The sequence below is a fragment of the Burkholderia latens genome, assembly GCF_001718795.1.
GTDB classification, from domain to species: domain Bacteria; phylum Pseudomonadota; class Gammaproteobacteria; order Burkholderiales; family Burkholderiaceae; genus Burkholderia; species Burkholderia latens_A.
The window spans coordinates 1,130,379-1,149,531 of the sequence record NZ_CP013438.1 but is presented as its reverse complement, the minus strand read 5'-3'; the positions used below and the strand labels follow the sequence as shown (position 1 = coordinate 1,149,531).

At 64.4% G+C, this 19,153-nt stretch carries 20 protein-coding genes and 2 pseudogenes; 13 read left to right on the top strand and 9 right to left on the bottom strand.

Annotation, left to right across the window (positions count from 1 at the left end; translation table 11 throughout):
- Nucleotide 1 precedes the first annotated feature (1 nt).
- Complete coding sequence (locus WK25_RS24485) at nt 2-190, bottom strand: DUF2964 family protein (protein WP_040139817.1); 189 nt, start codon at nt 188-190, stop codon at nt 2-4.
- A 282-nt stretch (nt 191-472) separates the two neighbouring features.
- Between WK25_RS24485 and WK25_RS24480 the strand changes: the two genes are divergently transcribed.
- Together WK25_RS24480 and WK25_RS24475 are read left to right on the top strand one after the other, a co-directional pair.
- A complete protein-coding gene (locus WK25_RS24480; RefSeq protein ID WP_069242978.1) occupies nt 473-1,120 on the top strand; it encodes a BON domain-containing protein in 648 nt (215 codons plus the stop codon).
- Between the two features lie 421 nt (nt 1,121-1,541).
- Nucleotides 1,542-2,489, top strand: a complete 948-nt coding sequence (locus tag WK25_RS24475; protein ID WP_040141134.1) for a 1-phosphofructokinase family hexose kinase — start codon at nt 1,542-1,544, stop codon at nt 2,487-2,489.
- Between the two features lie 198 nt (nt 2,490-2,687).
- Here WK25_RS24475 and WK25_RS31850 read toward each other — a convergent pair whose 3' ends face one another.
- Complete coding sequence (locus WK25_RS31850; protein WP_167432672.1) at nt 2,688-2,888, bottom strand: hypothetical protein; 201 nt, start codon at nt 2,886-2,888, stop codon at nt 2,688-2,690.
- Nucleotides 2,889-2,913: 25 nt separating this feature from the next.
- Here WK25_RS31850 and WK25_RS24470 point away from each other — a divergent pair, with 25 nt between their 5' ends.
- The 4 genes and pseudogenes from WK25_RS24470 to WK25_RS30845 all read left to right on the top strand — a co-directional run.
- Entirely contained in the window at nt 2,914-3,306 is a 393-nt protein-coding gene (locus WK25_RS24470) for a DUF1924 domain-containing protein (RefSeq protein WP_226208969.1), read from the top strand.
- A 12-nt stretch (nt 3,307-3,318) separates the two neighbouring features.
- Entirely contained in the window at nt 3,319-3,840 is a 522-nt protein-coding gene (locus tag WK25_RS24465) for a diheme cytochrome c (protein WP_069242977.1), read from the top strand.
- A complete protein-coding gene (locus WK25_RS24460; protein WP_069242976.1) occupies nt 3,806-4,543 on the top strand; it encodes a cytochrome b/b6 domain-containing protein in 738 nt (245 codons plus the stop codon). The genes WK25_RS24465 and WK25_RS24460 overlap by 35 nt, the downstream gene beginning before the upstream one ends.
- Nucleotides 4,544-4,575: 32 nt before the next feature.
- A pseudogene (locus tag WK25_RS30845) lies at nt 4,576-4,770 on the top strand (cation transporter dimerization domain-containing protein); the annotation flags it as partial.
- A 35-nt stretch (nt 4,771-4,805) separates the two neighbouring features.
- Here WK25_RS30845 and WK25_RS24450 read toward each other — a convergent pair.
- Together WK25_RS24450 and WK25_RS24445 are read right to left on the bottom strand one after the other, a co-directional pair.
- Nucleotides 4,806-5,423 (bottom strand): hypothetical protein, encoded by a 618-nt coding sequence (locus tag WK25_RS24450; protein WP_069242974.1) that lies wholly within the window; start codon nt 5,421-5,423, stop codon nt 4,806-4,808.
- Nucleotides 5,417-5,650, bottom strand: a complete 234-nt coding sequence (locus tag WK25_RS24445) for a hypothetical protein (RefSeq protein WP_059546900.1) — start codon at nt 5,648-5,650, stop codon at nt 5,417-5,419. Before WK25_RS24445 ends, WK25_RS24450 begins: the two co-directional genes overlap by 7 nt.
- Here WK25_RS24445 and WK25_RS24440 point away from each other — a divergent pair.
- Nucleotides 5,649-7,940: a heavy metal translocating P-type ATPase gene (locus tag WK25_RS24440; RefSeq protein WP_069243530.1), complete on the top strand. Its 2,292-nt coding sequence runs from the start codon at nt 5,649-5,651 to the stop codon at nt 7,938-7,940. The two genes, WK25_RS24445 and WK25_RS24440, sit on opposite strands and share 2 nt — an antisense overlap.
- A 12-nt stretch (nt 7,941-7,952) precedes the next feature.
- On the opposite strand, the gene WK25_RS24435 is transcribed toward WK25_RS24440, so the two are convergent.
- The 3 genes from WK25_RS24435 to WK25_RS24425 all read right to left on the bottom strand — a co-directional run bounded on the left by WK25_RS24435 (nt 7,953) and on the right by WK25_RS24425 (nt 9,998).
- On the bottom strand, nt 7,953-8,903 hold the full coding sequence (locus tag WK25_RS24435) for a universal stress protein (protein ID WP_069243529.1): 951 nt from the start codon (nt 8,901-8,903) through the stop codon (nt 7,953-7,955).
- A gap of 209 nt (nt 8,904-9,112) precedes the next feature.
- A complete protein-coding gene (locus WK25_RS24430) occupies nt 9,113-9,679 on the bottom strand; it encodes a cytochrome b (protein WP_069242973.1) in 567 nt (188 codons plus the stop codon).
- A 43-nt stretch (nt 9,680-9,722) separates the two neighbouring features.
- Nucleotides 9,723-9,998: a cytochrome b562 gene (locus WK25_RS24425; protein WP_231748546.1), complete on the bottom strand. Its 276-nt coding sequence runs from the start codon at nt 9,996-9,998 to the stop codon at nt 9,723-9,725.
- A 262-nt stretch (nt 9,999-10,260) separates the two neighbouring features.
- On the opposite strand from WK25_RS24425, the gene WK25_RS24420 reads away from it, so the two are divergent.
- The 4 genes and pseudogenes from WK25_RS24420 (at nt 10,261) to WK25_RS24405 (ending at nt 14,806) form a co-directional block, all read left to right on the top strand.
- Nucleotides 10,261-10,923: a response regulator transcription factor gene (locus WK25_RS24420; protein ID WP_040141126.1), complete on the top strand. Its 663-nt coding sequence runs from the start codon at nt 10,261-10,263 to the stop codon at nt 10,921-10,923.
- Nucleotides 10,924-11,117: 194 nt separating this feature from the next.
- Nucleotides 11,118-12,596: an IS21 family transposase gene (istA, locus tag WK25_RS24415; protein ID WP_249181359.1), complete on the top strand. Its 1,479-nt coding sequence runs from the start codon at nt 11,118-11,120 to the stop codon at nt 12,594-12,596.
- Nucleotides 12,589-13,386: an IS21-like element helper ATPase IstB gene (istB, locus tag WK25_RS24410; protein ID WP_069240801.1), complete on the top strand. Its 798-nt coding sequence runs from the start codon at nt 12,589-12,591 to the stop codon at nt 13,384-13,386. The genes istA and istB overlap by 8 nt, the downstream gene beginning before the upstream one ends.
- A gap of 54 nt (nt 13,387-13,440) precedes the next feature.
- Nucleotides 13,441-14,806 (top strand): annotated as a pseudogene (locus WK25_RS24405) (ATP-binding protein).
- Between the two features lie 38 nt (nt 14,807-14,844).
- Here WK25_RS24405 and WK25_RS24400 read toward each other — a convergent pair.
- A complete protein-coding gene (locus WK25_RS24400) occupies nt 14,845-16,383 on the bottom strand; it encodes an IS3 family transposase (protein ID WP_069241414.1) in 1,539 nt (512 codons plus the stop codon).
- A gap of 264 nt (nt 16,384-16,647) precedes the next feature.
- Here WK25_RS24400 and WK25_RS31845 point away from each other — a divergent pair, with 264 nt between their 5' ends.
- Nucleotides 16,648-16,863, top strand: coding sequence for a hypothetical protein (locus WK25_RS31845; protein WP_167432671.1), 216 nt, complete (start codon nt 16,648-16,650; stop codon nt 16,861-16,863).
- 205 nt (nt 16,864-17,068) lie between these two features.
- The gene (locus tag WK25_RS24395; protein WP_156789096.1) at nt 17,069-17,887 is read left to right on the top strand and encodes a hypothetical protein; all 819 of its coding nucleotides are present in this window, start codon (nt 17,069-17,071) and stop codon (nt 17,885-17,887) included.
- Between the two features lie 123 nt (nt 17,888-18,010).
- On the opposite strand, the gene WK25_RS24390 is transcribed toward WK25_RS24395, so the two are convergent.
- Nucleotides 18,011-18,910, bottom strand: a complete 900-nt coding sequence (locus tag WK25_RS24390; RefSeq protein ID WP_069243528.1) for a rolling circle replication-associated protein — start codon at nt 18,908-18,910, stop codon at nt 18,011-18,013.
- Between the last annotated feature and the right edge of the window lie 243 nt (nt 18,911-19,153).

Sequence of the window (19,153 nt, the reverse complement as noted above, 5' to 3'; positions counted from 1 at the left end):
TCTACGGGCCCTCGCCCGGCGCGAGATTGAGCAGCACGACGAACGACACGATGCTCAGGATCAACGTGCCGATCGAATACCTGAACACCCGCTCGTCGAACAGCATGCCGTGCACGATGCCGGCGAGCGACGCCAGCGCAACGAACACGCTCAGCGTCGCCAATGCGTAACGAAACTGCTTTCGGTTCATGACGATCTCCCGGGAGGGCGCGCTGCCGGCTCGGTGCCCGATGTTTACGTTGCCACGGCATTCGCAGCGTCTGCCGTCATGATCGAGTCGCGCTGCGAAGCACCGTTGATCTGCATCAACAGACGAATTACGCATGTGCATGCCTGCGTGCAATTGGAGTCACGCAGCAGACGATTGATCCGCGTCAAGCCACCGCTGGCGCCATGCGCGATGCTCAATCCGGCACGGCGCGCCGGCGGTCGCATCCTTCGCGATCGGCGCGCGTAGCGACGGGAGACCGACATGAAGTCCGATGCAGCACTCAAGCAGGATGTCGAGCAGGCGTTGTTCTGGAATCCGGCGATCGACGCGCGCCGGATCGACGTCGAGGTCCACGACCGGATCGTGACGCTGCGCGGCACCGTCGACAGCTGGGCCCAAAAGCTCGAGGCGCAGAAAACGGCGCTGCACGTCGCCGACGCACGCGCGCTCGTGCTCGAAATGAACGTCGCACCACCCGAAAACGCGTGCGCGGACCAGGCGCTGGCGATCGCGATCACGTTCGCGCTCAACTGGCAGGACGCATTGCGCGGTCACAAGATCAGCGTCGAAGTCGATCACGGTTGTGTGACCCTCGACGGCGAAGTGGATCACGCGTTCCAGAGCCGCGCGGCGGAAAAGGTGGTCAGCCGGATGATCGGCGTCGTCGGCGTGGCGAACCGCATTCGCGTGCGTGCCGACCACACCGTGCCGGACGTCGGCACCCGGATCGCCGAAGCGCTTGCGCGGCGCGCGCAGCGCGAATCCGCCGGAATTTCGATCGAAGCGGCCGACGGCATCGTCACGTTGACCGGTACGGTCGCGTCGCTCGCCGAACGGCGCGCCGCGTGCGGTCCGGCGGGATCGGTGCGCGGCGTTCGGGAAGTCGTCGACCGGCTGACCGTCGCCTGACCGTTGCGACCGGCTTCTGGTCGAGCGCGCGTCGCGCACGCCGCGCGCCCGACCTGCACGCGCAGCTCGACCGGTTCGGCGAGCGACGGCGGGCGGGCGACGTAAGGGAATACGGCCGCGCATGATGTTTCGCGCGGCTGCGCATGGCGTTCGGCGAACACGGTCGTGCAGAGCGGCTGCCCGTCCATGGCGAGGCTCGGCGACGACGAATGCTTCATTGCATGAGTTTGGCCGGACGCGTCGGTGGTCGAGCGCCACGGCGCGCCTTCGCGGCCCGGCTTGACCGCGGTCAACGCGGCGGCCGGCATCGAATGTAACGTGGAACCACGTCCGGCATCCGTCGGCTGTCGGGATTCGCCGCGCCGCCGGGCGTCGCACGAGCCGGCAGGGCGCGCATGCCGTCGACCGCAAGCCATCCATCATGACCGACATCGTTACCGTCACCTTGAATCCGGCCGTCGATGTCGCGACGTCCGTCGAGCACATCGTCGACACGCACAAGCTGCGCTGCGCGCGGCCGCGGCGCGACCCGGGCGGCGGCGGGATCAACGTTGCCCGCACCATTTGCCGGCTCGGCGGAGACTGCGTCGCGCTGTACCTGGCCGGCGGGCCGACCGGCGACGTATTGGCCCGCCTGCTCGAAGCCGAGCGCCTGCCCGCGCTGCGTATCGGGATCGCCGGCGAGACCCGTGAAAACGTCTGCGTGACGGAAACCTCGACAGCGCGCGAATACCGCTTCCTGATGCCGGGGCCGCTCGTCACGCAGGCCGAGTGGCGCGACTGCGCGGCGCGCATCGACGCGTTGCAGCCGCCGCCGCGCTATCTGGTGTTGAGTGGCAGCCTGCCGCCCGGCGCGCCCGACGATCTCTACGCGACGCTCGCGCGGACGGCGAAGTCGCGCGGCAGCCGGGTGGTCGTCGATGCTGCGGGCCGGGCGCTGCACGCGGCGCTCGAAGCGGGGGTTTATCTCGTGAAGCCGAGTCTCGGCGAGCTGAGCGCGCTGGCCGGCGAACCGCTCGACGAGACGTCGGCATGCCGGAAGGCCGGCGAGCTCGTCGCGCGCGGCCAGGCCGACATCGTCGCGTTGACGCTCGGCGCGCGCGGCGCATGGGTCGTCACGCGCGATCGGGCGCTGCGCCTGCCCGGCAGGCCTGCAACGGTGTGCAGCACGGTCGGCGCCGGCGACAGTTTCGTCGGCGGCATGGTCTGGGCGCTCGCGCGCGGCGTGCCGTTCGACGATGCATGCCGCTATGCGCTGGCGGCGTCGGCGGCATCGGTCGAACGTCCCGGGACGGCGCTGTGCACGCGCGACGACGTCGAGCGAATTCACGCCGAACTGGTTGCGCAGGCAAACCCGCGGACAGCCTGAGCCGTGCGCGATCTCGCCCGCGTGCGAGCGATCGCTGATCTGGCTCGGCGGCATGCACGCCGCGATGGCAAAAATGCGGCAAACGTTCCACCAGGTTGCCATGGCCTTTGCGCGTGATCGCCCGCCTGCTTCTGCTGTCGTTGTCGTGCGCTTGGCCGGTCCGGCGGATTCGACATCCAGTCCCATACGCGTATCGATTCAAACGCCGGATGTCGAGGTCTTGACTTGCGTGAATGTGGAATGACCGGCTGGCGGAATGCTCGCAGCAACAGCGGTCGAACCCGGTGCAACTCCCGGACCGGCCGCCGGCATCGCACTCGCGATGCGGTCCGGCATCAGTGCGTTAAGAATCCGATAAGGAATTCGCACGAAGATGAACGCATCGCTCAGGAGAACCACGATGCGCATATCCGACCCGGTTCGCATGCTTTGCCGGGCCTGCCTGGGGGCCGCCGTGTGCGTTGCCGCCAGCACAGGCGCCGGAGCCGAAACGCCGGCGCAGTTGCTGGCCGGCTACACGGCACAGTCAGGCGTGGATGCCGTGCCGTCGCGCGGTCAGCAGTTCTTCACGTCCCGGCATGGGCGCGACTGGAGCTGTGCGACCTGCCATGGCGGCACGCCGACCGGCGCAGGCAGACATGTCGTTACCGGCAAGGGCATCGAGCCGCTCGCGCCCGGTTTCAACCCGGCCCGGTTCACGGACGGCGCCAAGACGGAAAAGTGGTTCCACAGGAACTGCAAGGACGTCGTCGGACGCGAATGCTCGGCGGCCGAGAAGGCCGACGTGCTGAGCTGGCTCATGAGTCTGAAACCCTGACGGCGAACGATCATGAACGACATCGAACCGGCAACATCTTCCCTCGGGCTCGCCGCGCGGCAGCATGTACGACCAAGCATGCTCGCGATGCTGCTGATGTCGCTGGTGCCGTGCATGGCGCGGGCGGAAGACGAAATGCGCGGCGTCGCGACTCCGTTGCTGCCGAAGTACCGGCAGGAGTGCGCGACCTGCCATGTCGCCTATCCGCCCGGGGCGCTCCCGGCCGAGTCGTGGCGGCGCATCCTGAACGGTCTCGACCGTCATTTCGGCGCCGATGCGACGCTGGACCCGACGACGCTCGGGCAACTGGAAACGTGGCTGACGTCACACGCGGCGACGGGCGCCGCGGCGCGCCGGCCGCCGGAAGACAGGATCACGCGGTCGGCATGGTTCGTCGCCACGCATGACGAGGTTCCTGCGTCCGTGTGGCGCAGCCCCGCGGTGAAGCGGCCGTCGAATTGCGCCGCATGTCATGCGCAAGCCGACAAAGGAAATTTCGATGAACGATTCGTCCGCATCCCGAGCACACGGTGAACCGGCGCGCCCGCAGTCCGCGCGCATATTGGTCTGGGACGCGCCGGTGCGCGCATTCCACTGGCTGACCGCCATTGCGTTCGCCGGTGCGTGGCTGACCGCCGACAGCGAGCGATGGCGACTGATGCACGTCGCATTCGGCTACACGATGCTGGCGCTCGTCGCGTTTCGCCTCGTATGGGGCGTGGCCGGCACGCGTCATGCACGGTTCTCGTCGTTCGTGCGTTCGCCGGCTGCCGTGTTCCGCTACGTTCTGAGCGTGGCGAATGCCCGGCCCGAACGTCACGTCGGCCACAACCCGGCCGGCGCGGTGGCGATCGTCGCCATGCTGGCGATGACGGTCGTCACCGGAATGACCGGCTGGATGGCCTACACCGGAAACGGCGATTCCTTCGGCGATCTTCATGAGGGCGCGGCGAGCGCCATGCTCGCGCTCGTCGTCGTCCATGTCGCTGCCGTTGTCGTCAGCAGCTTCTTGCATCGCGAGAATCTGGCCGGCGCGATGGTGACCGGCTACAAGCGCGGTGCGCCGGTCGACGGCATCCGGCGAGCGTGGTGGGGGATCGCCATCGTGATGGCGGCAGCGGTGATCGGCTGGTGGTGGACGCAATGGCAGGCAGCACCGCAGCCTGCTCAAGCGGACCCGGCTGTCGCGACGGACACGGGCCGTCGTGCCGCCGGCGTTGCCCGAGACGACGACTGACAGCCGCCGGCAGCGCGCTCGATCGTGCGCATCGTGCTCGTGGCACCGGCGACCCGATCCTCGTCGACGCGCATCTCGACATCGACGCCGATCCAACCGTCGCACAAGGGCACGATATCGCCGTCGATGCGCGCGCGCGTGTGATGCGGCATCGCCGCGTGCCGAACGTGACGACCCACGTCGATCTGCGCAGGCGGGAGCGCATCGCCGAAGTCACGCCCGGGATGCATGGCCGGCAGGCGCCGCGGCGCGCATGCGGGCGTCATTCGGCGCCGCGCGGAGGATGGCCGCGCCTGAACGTCAGCCGGCGCTCGTCGAGGAGCGCGCGCCAGTCGAGCTTCATCAACGCGAATACGACGCCGAGCAGCACCAGTTGCGTGACGATGAAGTATCCGCCGAGGTAGGAGCCTTCCAGCCCGGATTCCACGTCCAGCCGGGTCGACGCGAAGCGGCCGACATGTGCCCAAATCGCATAGGTCGTGACGCGACCGACGAAGAACGCCGCGGCGATGATCCTGAGCGGCAATCCGGACAATCCGTATGCGATGAACAGATAGTTCGACGGCAGCGGGCTCAACGCATAGAAGAAAAACGCGCCGGCGGTGAGCGTACGGTGCTTGCGCAGCCACCGCGTGGCGACGTCGATGTTCTCGCGGTCCGAGTCCCGTATCCAGCGGGAGCGCAAGAGCGATCTCGCGAAGGTCGCCAGAATGACGCGGCCGGTCGTCGCCGCGCCGGCCGCCACGACGGCAAAGACCAGCGGATTGCCGTCGGGCAGGTTGAACCCGACCCACGACATCGCCATCCACGTGGGCGGCGCAAACGCCGGGATGAGATTCAGGAGGAGAATCAGCAAAAAGAGCAGGGCCAGCGTCAGCACGATATCGGCTCCACGTCATCGGGCGTCACGCTTCGATTGTGCTGACGAAAGGCGCCGGCCGCTTGATACACGTCAAGCAACGCGCCGTGCCGGTCGTTCGCGCGACGCGCTTCGCCGTGACGCAGGTCAAGGGCCGAACCGCGGCGTTTCCTAGACTGATGCCACACCGTCCCCAACCGGAACCGCACGCGGCGCCCGCCGTGCGCGGCGATCGGAACGATGATCATGTCCCGAATCCGCTGGTCGATCGATCTTGGGTTGCTGATCCTGGCTGCTTCCACGCTCGCTGCCGGGGGCATGTGCTTGGCGGTCGGCCGGCCTTCATTCGCGCGGCTCGCCTGGCTGCTGGGAACCGTGCCGGTCTTGCTGGCATTGACGTTGTCGCTTGCAAAGGCGGTGGCAAAACGGCAGGCCGGCATCGACGTGCTTGCATGGCTCGCGATCGGCCTGGCGATCGTGCTCGACGAAACGCTGACTGCCGCGGTCATCGCATTGATGCTTGCAAGCGGCCGGACCCTGGAGCGCTATGCACAAGACCGCGCGCAACGCGAGATGACCGCGCTGCTCGAACGAGCCCCGCGGCAGGCCACCCGGTTCGAGAATGGCGAATGGCGAGCCGTCGCGCCGGAAGCCATCGTCCCGGGCGACCGGCTGCTCGTGCGCAGCGGCGAATGCGCGCCCGTGGACGGCACGTTGACCGGCGACGCGGAACTGGACGAATCCATGTTGACGGGCGAGTCGGCTACCCAGCGGCGGCGCGCCGGGGAAAACGCATGCAGCGGCGTGGTCAATGCCGGCGCGCCATTCGAAATGGTCGCCCGCACCACGGCAGGCGACAGCACGTTCGCGGGCATCGTCCGCATGGTCGAACGCGCACGACACGAGCGCGGTCCGTCCGCACGTCTCGCGGATCGCTATGCCGCCTTCTTCGTGCTCGCATCGCTGCTCGTCGCCGGCGTCGCTTGGCTGCTGACCGGCGATGTCACGCGCGCGCTCGCCGTGCTCGTCGTCGCGACGCCTTGTCCGTTGATCCTCGCCGTGCCGGTCGCCATCGTGTCGGGCCTGTCGCGTTGTTCGAAGCGCGGGATCCTCGTCAAAGGCGGGGGCGCGCTCGAGCGGCTCGCACAAGCGACGATCCTGTTCTTCGACAAGACCGGGACGCTGACGGGCGGGCGCGCGCGCATCGTTGCGATCGAAGGCGGCGTGGGTGCCGGCACCGACGACGTGCTGCGCGTCGCGGCGTCGCTGGCCCAGGCGTCGGGCCATGTCATTTCGGATGCGCTGACGGTCGCGGCGCGAGAGCGCCGGATCGACTTGTCGCCGCCAACGGACGTCGTGGAAACGGCGGGCGAGGGCGTGACCGGCCGGGTCGGTAACCTGAGCGTCGCGATCGGGCAGTTCGAGTACGTCCGTGCGCGCTCGACGGTTGCCCCCTGGAGCGAAGCATTCCTGAAGCGGGTCGGCGGCGAGGGCGGCGCGGCCGTATTCGTCGGCGTCGACGGCGCCATGGTCGGTGCGATTCAACTGGCCGACCAGGTGCGGCTCGACACGCCGCGGGCGTTGCGGCTGCTCAAGCGCGAAGGCATCGAGCGCCTCGTCATGCTGACGGGCGACCGGCGCGACATTGCCCAGGCCGTCGGCGAACTGCTTGGTGTCACCGACGTGCGCGCCGAACAGGCGCCGGGGGACAAGCTTGTGGCGATCCAGGCGGCGCGCAAGGACGGCGTGACGATGATGGTCGGCGACGGCGTGAACGACGCACCGGCGCTGGCAGCGGCCGACGTGGGCATTGCGATGGGTGCGCGGGGCGCGGCCGCGTCATCCGAGGCAGCCGACGTCGTCTTGCTGGTGGATCGGCTGGATCGACTCGTGGATGCGATGCGCATCGCGCGTCGGTCGCGCCGGATCGCGCTCGAGAGCGTGCTGATCGGCATGTCGCTGTCGGTCGTCGCGATGGCGATCGCAGCGGCGGGATGGCTGCAGCCGATTGCCGGTGCGGTGATTCAGGAAGTCATCGACGTCGTCGTCATCGTCAACGCGTTACGCGTTCTGCTCGCGCGTTCGGGGCCGACGCAGGCACGGCTGACCGATGCCGACGTCGAGCAGCTCAAGCGCGAGCACACGGCATTGTCGCCGTTGCTGGATCGAATCACGGACCTCGCGGATCGCCTGCCGCAACTATCGGCGGCCGTCATCGTCCGCGAGCTTGTCGACGTCGTCGACGCGCTGGACCAACGGCTGCTGCCGCACGAGCGCGCCGACGACCGCGACGTCTACGCGCGCCTTGCGCCGCTGCTCGGCGGCGAGGATCCGCTAGCGGCGATGAGCGGTGCCCACCGGGAGATCTTCAAGATGGTCCGATCGCTCAGGCAGATGGTCGCCGACCTGCCGCGCGACGGAACGAACGCCATGCAGGTGCAGGCGATACAACGCCTGCTGTACGGGCTGGAGGCGATCGTCCGCCTGCATTGCGCGCAGGAGGAGGAACTGTTTCACGCAGTCGGCGCGGATGCGTGACGAGACGACGCGTCACGCATGCGGCGGGTTCACGAGCAGGACCGGCGTCTTGGCGATGCGCGCGACGCGTCCGGCCACGCTGCCGACGAGCCACCCCGTGACGCCGCGGCGCCCGTGAGTGCCCATGACGATGATGTCGGCATTCCACTCGACGGCGTCGCGGACGATCAGGCCGGGAACGTCAGCGCCCGTCCGGTCCGTCTGAATCAGTTGCGATCCCGCGCGCCCGGCCCTGTCGCCGAGCAGAGCGGCGGCCTTTTGCAGCGCGCGATTGCCTTCGCCGATCAATGCGGTTTCCAGCGTCTCGACCGGGACGAAATCACCCAGCGATACGGGGCGATCAAGCACGTGTATCGTCCGGAATTCGGTGTCCGGTCGCGCGAACTTCAACGCCGTTTGCAATGCGTTGAACGCGATCGGGCTTCCGTCGACGGCGAACAGCATGCGCCGCGGCAGCTGTTCGGCAACCGACGCGAAGCCGTCCGGAACGATGAGCAGCGGGCAACCGACGAGCTTGCCGAGCGGGCCGGATACCGTTCCTTCGACCCAGCCGGGCAGGCCGTGATGCTGGCGTGCGCCGACCATCACGAGATCGGCCTGCCAGACGCGCGCACAGTCGGCCAGCGCATGAACCACATCTCCGCCGCGAGTGGCCAGGTCGACGGTTTCCGTGTCGATGGCGAGGTCGTCTCGTGCGATGGCGGATTGCGCACGCAACAGCGCATCGGATGCGTCTCTGAGCAGCTCGTCACGCGCCGATTCGAGGAAGGCCAGCGTCTTCGAGCCGAGCGGGACGAGCGCTCTCGGGTTTTCCGCCACGCTGACGATGTGCACTGCGGCGTTCGCCGGGAGAAACGCTTTCGCGTACGCGAGTGCATATGCGGATGCAGTCGATCCGTCGACGGCGATCAGCACCCGCCACGGAGCGGGAATTGCCTCGACGATCGAAGCGCTGGTATTCATGAATGTCTCCCGGTCGCCACCGATGTTCGTGTACACGGCAATTGTTCGCGCGGGCGGCTTCCGCGGGGTTGACTTCCGTCAAGCCCCTTCGTCGTGGCCGTGCCGGGCGACGCTGCATTGTCGAAGACTCGATGGTCGCGGACCCGGGCGTTATTCATCAGACCTGACCGCGTCAACCGGTAACGCGGTGCGTGGTCCCGTGGCCGCCCTCAATTCCGGTCGCCGGACGGCATCCTCGGCCGGGCGGCGCGCGCCGGCAGCGGCAGAATGCGCGGCAACACGTTCTCCGACTTGAGCAGCTTGTGCGCTAACGCGCCAAGCACGTGCAATCCCACCAGCGCGGCCAGTCCGTAAGCCGTCAGCGCGTGCAGTTCTCCGAGCCAGTGCGACAGCTCGCGGCTCCTGGGCACCAGCGTCGGCAGCGAGAAGAGCCCGAAGCAGCTGGCGGGGTGTCCGGCCGCGTTCGTCTTCATCCAGCCGAGCAGGGGAATGGCGAGCATCAGCACGTACAGCGCCCCGTGGACGCAGCGTTCCGCGAGCCGGTTCAGCGAGCCAGCCGGATTGACGGACGGCGGCAGCCGGCGCCGCATGCGCAGCCGATTCGCGATGCGAATGGCCACGAGCACGAGAACGGCGATGCCGATCGACTTGTGCAGGTCGACCAGCGTTTCGTTGTCGTCGAGCAGCAAGCCGACGGTCAGGTTGCCGCTCAGGGCAATGGCCAGCAGCCAGTGCAGCAAGCTGATCGACAGAGGATATCGGGTAACGGTTTTCATGACGGGGATGCCTGTTCAGTGTCGAAAGCGTACGTGGCCGGGGTCAGCCGAGCAGGTCGTGATAGCGCTTTTTCGAATCGTCGATTCGCCGCAACGCCTGCTTCGCGGCCGACAGATCGTCGGCTTCGATCGCGCGATCAACGGCGACGAGTTCGTCGCGCAACGTGCGCATGCCTTCGTCGTAAGTGGGCTGATCGTCGCGATAGCGCTGCCGGCTCGCGAGTTGTGCGTCGCTTTCGAGTCGCGTCACGTAGCCTTTCATTTCCGGAATCGTCCGGCTTTCCATCGCGCCGCGCATCGCGTGCTTCATGTCCGTCATCAGCGTTTTGATTTCGCCTGCGCACGCGGACGCCGCCGCCAGTGAAAGCAGCAGGCCCAGCGTTGTGCAAAAACGCAGTCGGAACGGTAGGGTGTGCATGGTCGTCGATCGGTTGCTGGTATCGGTGAGCGCGACCATAGGGCGCGCACGTTAACGGATTCTTAAGGGCCGGATTTTTCGATGCGCCGCTTGATGCGTTCCCGCACGTGCGGTTATCGTGCGCGCATGGACGCCATGTCCGGACGAACAGGAACGCGACACCATGCGGGTGTTACTCGTGGAAGACGACAAGCTGATCGGCAGCGGAGTGGAAGACGGTCTGATCGAAGCGGGCATGACGGTCGACTGGGCGCACGACGGCAGGCATGCGCAGCTCGCGCTCGAAACGACGCCGTATGACCTCGTCGTGCTCGATCTCGGCCTGCCACGCATGTCGGGAACCGAGTTGCTCGACTGGATTCGCAAGCGGCGCGACCACACGCCGGTGCTGGTGATGACCGCCCGCGACACGGTCGCCGACCGCGTCAGCGGCTTGAGCGCGGGCGCCGACGACTACCTCGGCAAGCCGTTCGACCTGATCGAGCTGATTGCCCGCTGTCGTGCGCTCGTGCGACGCTCGCAGGGCCGCGGTACCGATACGATCGAATACGGCGACCTGATCGTCGATCCCGGATTGATGACGGTGACGCGCGGCACCGAACGGATCTCGCTGACGACGCGAGAATGCGCGTTGCTCGTCGAACTGCTGGCGAATCAGGGGCGTCCGCTGTCGCGCGCGCAGTTGCAGGACAGTCTCTATGGCTGGAACGAGGAGATCGAAAGCAATGCGATCGAAGTGCATGTGTCGAATCTGCGCAAGAAACTCGGCGCGGAATTGATCCGCACGATCCGCGGCGTCGGTTACGTCGTGGAGAAGGCGCCGTGACGGGCTCGATCCGGCAACGGCTGACCTTGCTGGTGCTCGCGGGTGTCGTCGCGTGTTGATGTCCACGCAGAACTGACCCACCTGAGGCTGTAGTTTTCATCGAATTTTGACCCACGTGATTGAATGCCCTGCTCAATCTTTGAGCAGGGGATACAGAGGTGATCACGGTGGGCATATTGGCCAAGATCAGGCGGATGTATTTCCGCGAGAAGGTCCCGCTGCGCGAGATTGCGAGGCGCACGGGCCTGTCCCGGAACACGGTGCGCAGCTGGCTTCGGCAGACGGATGCCGTTGAGCCGAAGTACCCGAAGCGCGTCAGCCCGAGCGTCGTCGACGAGTGGGCCGCGCAACTGACGGGCTGGCTGCGGGCAGACAGTCATCGCCCGAAGCGTGACCGGCGCACGGCCCGGTTCATGTTCGAGGCCATCCGCGGCGAGGGCTATGCCGGCAGCTACGGCCGCGTCAGCGCCTTCGTGAGACGCTGGCACGAGGAGCAGGCTGCAGCACCGCGCAGGAAGGCCTATGTACCGCTGGCCTTCGAACCCGGCGAAGCCTTCCAGTTTGACTGGAGCTGCGAATACGCCTTCATCGGCGGGTTGCGGCGACGCCTGGAGGTCGCCCACGTCAAGCTCAATGCCAGCCGGGCGTTCTGGCTGGTCGCCTATCCGACCCAGAGTCACGAGATGCTGTTCGATGCGCACGCCCGCGCATTCGCCGCGTTCGGCGGCGTGCCGCGCCGCGGCATCTACGACAACATGAAGACCGCCGTGGACAAGGTCGGCCGCGGCAAGGAGCGCGCGGTCAACGCCCGCTTCGAGGCAATGTGCGGCCATTACCTGTTCGAGCCGGAATTCTGCAACCGTGCCGCCGGCTGGGAGAAGGGCATCGTTGAGAAGAACGTGCAGGACCGGCGCCGCCAGATCTGGCACGAGGCTGCGCTACGACGCTGGGAAACGCTGGAGCTTCTGAACGAATGGGTCGCGGGCCAGTGTCGTCAGGCCTGGCAGATGCGGCACCCGCAGTGGCCCGAGCTGACGGTCGAGGACGTGCTGCAGGACGAGCGCACCAGGCTGATGCCCAATCCACGCCCGTTCGACGGCTATGTCGAGCAGACGCTGCGGGTGTCGTCGACCAGCCTCATCCACTTCCAGCGCAACCGCTACAGCGTGCCCACCGAGTACACGAACCAGCTGGTGAGCGTGCGCTGCTATCCGGCATATCTCAGCGTCGTCGCCGACGCCCAGGAGATCGCACGCCACGAACGCAGCTTCGAGCGGCACATGACCTTCTACGACTGGCGCCATTACATCACGCTGGTTGAGCGCAAACCCGGCGCGTTGCGCAACGGCGCTCCGTTCGTCACGATGCCACAGCCGCTGCAGCAGTTGCAGCGGCACCTACTGAAGCACCCGGGAGGCGATCGCATCATGACGCAGGTGCTCGCCGCGGTGCGCGAACACGGACTCGATGCCGTGCTGCTTGCCGTGCAGGCAGCGCTGGACTCGGGACGCCCCAGTGGGGAGCACGTTCTGAACGTGCTGAGCCGGTTGAAGGCACCCACCACGAGCACCAACCTCGCGACGACGAAACTCCAGCTTACCGAAGAGCCGGCCGCCGACGTGAGCCGCTACGAAACCCTGCGCGCCAACCCACCGGAGGACCGTCATGTCTAACGACATCGCCGCCCAACTCAAGGGGCTCAAACTGCATGGTATGGCGAGCACCTGGCCAGAGCTGCTGGCGCAGTCGCGTCACACGGAGTTCGCCCCGGAGCGCTTCATGAAGCAACTGCTGATGGCTGAGACGGCGGAGCGACAGGTGCGCTCGATCGCCTACCAGATGACCGCCGCTCGCTTCCCGGCTCACCGCGACCTGAAGGGCTTCGACTTCGCGCAGGCACACGTCGACGAAGCGCTGGTTCGAGAACTCAGTGACCTGTCGTTCCTCGCAGGCGCACACAACGTCGTGTTCATCGGTGGCCCCGGCACCGGCAAAACGCACCTCGCCTCAGCGATCGGAATTGAGGCCGTGCAGCGCCACGGCAAGCGCGTGCGTTACTTCTCGACCGTCGAGCTGACCAACGCACTGGAGCAGGAGAAGTCCATCGGAAAACAAGGCCAGATCGCCCATAAGCTGATGTACGTCGACCTGGTGATCCTCGACGAACTGGGCTACCTGCCGTTCAGCCAGACCGGTGGCGCATTGCTGTTCCACTTGCTCTCGAAGCTGTATGAACACACGAGTGTCGTGATCACCACCAACCTCAGCTTCGGCGAGTGGGCGACCGTGTTCGGGGACGCAAAGATGACGACGGCGCTGCTGGACCGCGTCACCCATCACTGCCACATCGTCGAAACGGGCAATGAATCCTGGCGCTTCAAGTCCAGTTCTGCCAAGGCGAAGACAACCAGAAAGAGAGCAGCAAAAGCAGCAGGCAGTGAGGAGTTATCCACACCGGAATAGATGTACTACGCTGTCTCGGGGTGGGTCAGATTTAGATGAAAACGGTGGGTCAAGATTCGGTGGAAATCAACAGTCGTCGCGATCTGGGCGTACTCGCTGGTGTCGAGCTATCGCCAGGCGGTTCACGAAGCAGAGGAGTGGGACGAGACGCGCATCGAGCAGATCGCAAGGGCGTTCGTCGTGCTCGACGCGGCCGATCTGTCAGGCTATGCGGATACCGTGCTCCGTTCGGCTCAGGACAACGACGGCGACAACGATGCATCGCCACGGATGCTCTATCAGGTCAGTGACGCAGGCGGGCGTATCCTGGCCGCGAGCCCGGGGCTGGCCGCCGAGCATCTCCCGGCGTTGCCGGTCGCGGCGTCGAGCCCGGTCCGGTTCGGCAATTCGAAGTGGCACGCGTACGTACTGACGGATCGCGTGCGCGGGCGTACCGTGCGCATCTTCGAGCAGCGCACGCACCGTTCCGATCTGTCTGCGGAGGTGGCGCGCCGCATCGCGCGACCCCTCGCATTCGCGCTGCCGGTGCTGGCCGCATTGATCTGGTTTGCGATCGGCCGCAGTCTTGCACCGCTGCGCGCGCTGTCCGAAGAGATCGATGCTCGTTCCCCCGGCAGCCTCGAAGCGATTGGCACGAAGGGAATTCCGGAAGAAGTGCGGCCGCTGGTTGCCGCCCTCAATACGTTACTGGGGCGCCTGCGCGGTGCGCTCGATCGCGAACGCGCGTTCACCAGCGACGCGGCACACGAGCTCAAGACCCCGCTTGCCGCGCTGAAGGTTCAGGCGCAGGTGGCGCTCACCGCACGCGATCCGGAGCGTCAGCGGCGCGCGATGCAGCGGGTCGTCGAAGGCGTCGACCGGAGCACGCATCTGGCCGATCAGTTGCTCGCGCTCACGCGACTCGACGAGGCGATGCCGGTGCCGGGCGAGGACGTCGATCTCGCGCGCGTCGTGCAAACGTGCCTGGACGACCATCAAACGCACGCGGACCGCAAGCAGATGTCGCTGGTGACGCGTGTCGACGGGCCGGTTGTCGCACATGTGCCGCCGGCGTGGGTGCGCGTGCTGCTCGACAACCTTGTCGATAACGCAATCAAGTACGGTCGCAGGCAGGGTCGCGTCGAAATCGCGGCGTGGCGAGATCGCGACACGATTTGCGTCGAGGTGCGCGACGACGGCCCCGGCGTCGCTAATGAGAACCTTCCGCGACTACAGGATCGATTCTTCCGCGGCTCGGATCATGACGAAAGCGGCAGCGGCCTCGGGCTGTCCATCGTCGCGCGTATCGTGGCAACGCTAGACGGTCGGTTGGCTTACATCGACGCTGGATGGAGCAGGCTTCGGCGTGCGCATCACGTTTCCTGTGGCGGCGCAACGTGTCGTGCAGGATGCCTGGCAGTCGCAAACACGACATCTGTAAATAGCCAGAAGGGGGTGCGGCGGAATTCTTGGACTGGTTTATGTGGTCAGCCCGAGGCTTGCTCGGTATTCGATCGGACTGCGTGCACCAAGCGAGATCTTGATCCGTTTCTCGTTGTACCAGCGAATGTACGAGTCAACGACCGCAATGAATTGGTCGGTGCTGACGGTCTGCCAGTCTCGAGGGTAAAACAGTTCCGTCTTCAGCCGTCCAAAGAAACCTTCGCACGCCGCGTTATCGGGCGAGCACCCCTTGCGCGACATTGAGCGCGTCAGATTGGCCTTGCGTATCCGAGTAAGCCAACCTGGCCAGCGATAGTGCGCGCCGCGATCTGAATGGACCACAGGCCGGCTGTTGCTACTTCCAATTGCTTCGATGGCGGCATCGAGCATCGTATTTACAAGCTCGGCGTCGGGGCGCGTACCGATCGACCAGCTGATCACCAGTCCATCGAAGCAATCAATGACCGGAGACAGATAGACTTTACCGGCAGGAATCTGGAACTCCGTGATGTCTGTGAGCCATTTTTCATTCGGTGCTGCGGCCCGGAAATCCCGATTGATCAGGTTTTCTGGAGCCGGACCTATTTCCCCGGCATAGGATCCGTATCGACGTCGCCTCGTTGTGGCTGCGCTTAGCTGCTCCTGCTTCATCAACCGCCGAACGACCTTCTCCGAGATGAAGACCTTCTGCCTGCCCAGTGCAGCGCGGACTCGACGATATCCGTAGCAGCGGTGATTCAGCTCAAAGATGTCTGCGATGGCACGGCGTACGCCAGCATACTTGTCGGCAGTTTGTATCCGTGCCCGGTGGTAGAAGTAGGAGCTGCGTGCGAGCCCCAATTGGGCAAAAAGCTCCGATAGCGTGTAGGTCTGTTTCAGGGCATCAACCAGCGCTGTCTTCTCCCGATTCGTCAGGAGTTGCGGGTTGATGCCCAGGCCTTTTTTTAATATTTCGTTGGCCTTCTTCAGGATGTCGTGTTCGATCTGGAGCTTTCGGATGTCTCGTCGGAGTGATTCGACCTGCTGCTCCAGCGTCGCCTTCTCGGAGCTCTGAGGCGAATCGTTGCGGCGTGTCATGGTTGAAACAGCCTCCTGACCGAGTAACCGAGTTCTCCAGTTGTACAACGTTGGGCGGCTCACGCCAATCTTTTTGGCAACTTCGTCTGCGCTTCCTCGTCGAGTGCACAGATCGATGACCGCTGTTTGCCTGAGCTCTGGTGTATGCCGAATACCCGAAGCCTTACCGAGGACGCGTTTCTTTCGCTCAGGATGCAGCTCATCAAGCCATGTGACGAGCGTCCCGCGTCCCGGATACCCCAAGGCCTTCGTCGTTGCTGCCAGACACTGGCCATGGGTCATAAAGTGGTCCGTGGCCGCCTGCTTTTGTTCCACCGAATAGCGCGGCCTCAGGCAGATACGTTTCTTCGGCAAGTCCAGACATCGCTCGTACATCTGATACCAGCGTTCGAGCGATTTCGTTGTTGGATAGCCAAGTTGACGAACGGTCGCGGTAAGGCGCTTTCCAAGCTTCAAGTAGAGCTTGACTGCTCGGATGCGTTCTTCGTATGAGTACATGGACTAGCTCCTGATAGTCCAAGAATTCCGCCGCACCCCCAAACGCGACATCTGAACTTGGGACCTACATCGTGACCGGTGATAATTCACGTTATGTCAAGTGCGATGGCGATGCTGCGCCGATCGCTCCGGGCAATCAAGGCAACCATTTCCACGGCAAAGCCTCGACCGGCAACAAGCTAGTAGGTCAAGTATTTCCCGCTTCGTTACGCCTGCCTCAAGCAGGCGTTTTTTTTGTACCGCTATCTGACGATAAATCCTCCGATGCCGAGCATCATTCACGCTACGCCGAAAGTTTCGAATGCCCCAGTAGAGATTCCGTATCTCACCAACGACCCGCGCAAGATCGGCCGGCGACAACGCAGGCCGCTCCCACAATTCAAGCTGAATCATGGCGCAAAAGCGAAGGAAAGTAGCAAACACGAAACGACGGCGGCGCTTTTTGCAACATTTTGTTACGTACCTTTCATTCACATTTGAACATCCGACATCCGCAAAGAATTTCCTGAACGCCGACTGCATCGCAATTTCGCTCAGTCATTCGCGAACCCGCACCACCTGGATGCATCGTCCGATTACGCTGCTGCCGGTCTCGACAGATCTTTGAACGTCGCAAGAGCAAATTTCCTCTGGACTACTGGTCGGGATGCGCAAATCTTCACTACCCGTACTGCTAGGAATCGAGATGGACGTCAATAGAAATTACAACGCCAACGCCGCTTACGACTGGAATCTTACCGAGCTCAATACCGGGGCGACGACACCTACACAAAGAGCATCCGGCGCCAATCATAGTGCAGCGCCCCACCTTCAAGGGCTACAACCATTGAACCGTGGTTCACGCGAGGCCGCCACCAATGCAACGTCCAATTACAACATGAACGCAGCTTACGACTGGAACTTCATGGACCTCAATACTGGGGCGACTCGACCGGCTGAGGCCACAAGGACGGCAGCGCGCACACACGACGTGGTGCACGAACACACCAACTTGATGGCCGCGCTGAATCCGTCGACCTCGGCGACTCACCGCAGAGCTATCCAAACCGTCCAGTGGCATCTGGACAAGCTGGGTATTGAGTGGTCGCAACTAGTGCCACCCGGGAACACCGATCGGCGCCCCCGCGCGCTTGAGCACGTGGTCAATACACTCATCGACGATTATGGCGTTAATCACTCTGCGCGGGCTGCGCTGAACCAAGCCTTCAATTTCGACCTGCGGGCAAAATCGGGAACCAATGTACCCGTGTTGCAGGAGCTCGAACACGCCAAATTGTACGACGCGCTCGCGGTATCCACGAGGTACCGCTCGTATATCAAACACTTCCTGGTTTATCTGGAAGGGCAGAATCTTAAGTGGTCCAAACTGGTGCGGCCAGGGAGCACCGATCCGTGTCCCGCCGCCCTACAGAATGAGGTCGATACAGCGATACAGGTTCATGAGCATCCCAGAGATCTACGGTACGCGATCAACAAGGCCTTCGGGTTCAAGTTGCAGGCGTAATCGAGCGAGGGGGAAAGTTGCCCCTCTACCCCCCCCACACGCTGAATACTGAGCAGACTCTCATTCAAGAAGTTGAGGCGGCGGAGAGGGAACTTTCCGTTAATCGCTGGAGCGAGACCGCCTCTAGATCGGATCGCTGCAAACCGTGTTGCCGGTCGCCATCCAAAACACGCCGATCCCACGGTTCCAAAATAGCTGAGCGCCGTCGAAATCCGCTCCATTGGCATCAACGCAGGCGTATGCCGCCGCGACAGCCTCACCACGCGACGATTCCGCCCCAAGGTGCGCATACGTCGTCACTTCCGGCAGCACGATGCCTTTGCTTGTCCAATACCGCTTTTTATTGAATCCGGCATCGTGCGCCCCTTTACCGACATACTTGGCGATATACGTAGCGATCCGATGACGCATCGCCCGCCCCTTGCCGCCAACCTTCCGGAACAGGCACTCCGCGCGGCCGATACTGTCGTTCACCGTGCCGTCCGTCCCGTCCTTCGAAATCACCGACAGCCAGATCGAGCGCAGCAGTTTCCAATTCTGACGCCCATGCACGGCCACATGGATGTGCCACGCGCCCCGCTCTTGCCGCTCCAACACCGCGACGTAGTGGAAGTCTTGCAGCTTGTTCAACCGACGCCGGAACGCGTCCCACCACCGCGCCCACACCTCTATACGCGTCTCATTCAGTCTGGTTGAAAGTGTCAACATTCGATCCGCACGAATTTGCTTGCAGCGCTTGCGAATCATCCGCTTCGACCGCTCGATCGACGTCCGAAGCGACTTGTCTGCCTGCGCCGTAACGTCGTCCTCACCCTCACTCACGACTCGCTTTCCACGCACCGCACGCGGCCGCAACCGAAGCTCGTTTAAGCGCCGCTGTACGGCTACGCTAAACGCCACGACCTCTTGCTGACCATCCTCGAAACGTTGCGTCCGTACGATGTACTCGTCGCTGAACGGCGAATAGTCGATCGCTTCGACCCCGACCATGCCCTCACTGCGCACCCGGTTCAGCGCCTGAATCGACTCGGCCTCGTTCACAAGACTTTGGAACGACCGTGATTCGTGCTCTACAATGCGTGCATCCACGTTGGATACCTCGTATATCCGATGTTGATCACCGCCCGGGATCGCTGCGAACGATCGCCGGGTTTTCTTTTTGCCGCGCTTGTTTCAGACCTTCACGCAGGTCGTTTCCGTTAAGTGTTAGAGGTACAAGTTTAGGGGCGCGCTGCGCGCGCCCCGGCTGTCCTCGCTGCCGCTGCG

Bases quoted from the DNA above. Each gene is read 5' to 3' on its own strand.
- WK25_RS24465 (WP_069242977.1), top strand. From the start codon at position 3,319: ATGAACGACATCGAACCGGCAACATCTTCCCTCGGGCTCGCCGCGCGG.
- WK25_RS24425 (WP_231748546.1), bottom strand. From the start codon at position 9,998: ATGACGGACATGAAGCACGCGATGCGCGGCGCGATGGAAAGCCGGACG.
- WK25_RS24445 (WP_059546900.1), bottom strand. From the start codon at position 5,650: ATGATCATCGTTCCGATCGCCGCGCACGGCGGGCGCCGCGTGCGGTTC.
- WK25_RS24470 (WP_226208969.1), top strand. From the start codon at position 2,914: ATGCTTTGCCGGGCCTGCCTGGGGGCCGCCGTGTGCGTTGCCGCCAGC.
- WK25_RS24430 (WP_069242973.1), bottom strand. From the start codon at position 9,679: ATGAAAACCGTTACCCGATATCCTCTGTCGATCAGCTTGCTGCACTGG.
- WK25_RS24460 (WP_069242976.1), top strand. From the start codon at position 3,806: ATGAACGATTCGTCCGCATCCCGAGCACACGGTGAACCGGCGCGCCCG.
- istB (WP_069240801.1), top strand. From the start codon at position 12,589: ATGTCTAACGACATCGCCGCCCAACTCAAGGGGCTCAAACTGCATGGT.
- WK25_RS24480 (WP_069242978.1), top strand. From the start codon at position 473: ATGAAGTCCGATGCAGCACTCAAGCAGGATGTCGAGCAGGCGTTGTTC.
- WK25_RS24475 (WP_040141134.1), top strand. From the start codon at position 1,542: ATGACCGACATCGTTACCGTCACCTTGAATCCGGCCGTCGATGTCGCG.
- WK25_RS24440 (WP_069243530.1), top strand. From the start codon at position 5,649: ATGTCCCGAATCCGCTGGTCGATCGATCTTGGGTTGCTGATCCTGGCT.
- WK25_RS24485 (WP_040139817.1), bottom strand. From the start codon at position 190: ATGAACCGAAAGCAGTTTCGTTACGCATTGGCGACGCTGAGCGTGTTC.
- WK25_RS24400 (WP_069241414.1), bottom strand. From the start codon at position 16,383: ATGTACTCATACGAAGAACGCATCCGAGCAGTCAAGCTCTACTTGAAG.
- istA (WP_249181359.1), top strand. From the start codon at position 11,118: ATGTATTTCCGCGAGAAGGTCCCGCTGCGCGAGATTGCGAGGCGCACG.
- WK25_RS24395 (WP_156789096.1), top strand. From the start codon at position 17,069: ATGGACGTCAATAGAAATTACAACGCCAACGCCGCTTACGACTGGAAT.
- WK25_RS24420 (WP_040141126.1), top strand. From the start codon at position 10,261: ATGCGGGTGTTACTCGTGGAAGACGACAAGCTGATCGGCAGCGGAGTG.
- WK25_RS24435 (WP_069243529.1), bottom strand. From the start codon at position 8,903: ATGAATACCAGCGCTTCGATCGTCGAGGCAATTCCCGCTCCGTGGCGG.
- WK25_RS31845 (WP_167432671.1), top strand. From the start codon at position 16,648: ATGCCGAGCATCATTCACGCTACGCCGAAAGTTTCGAATGCCCCAGTA.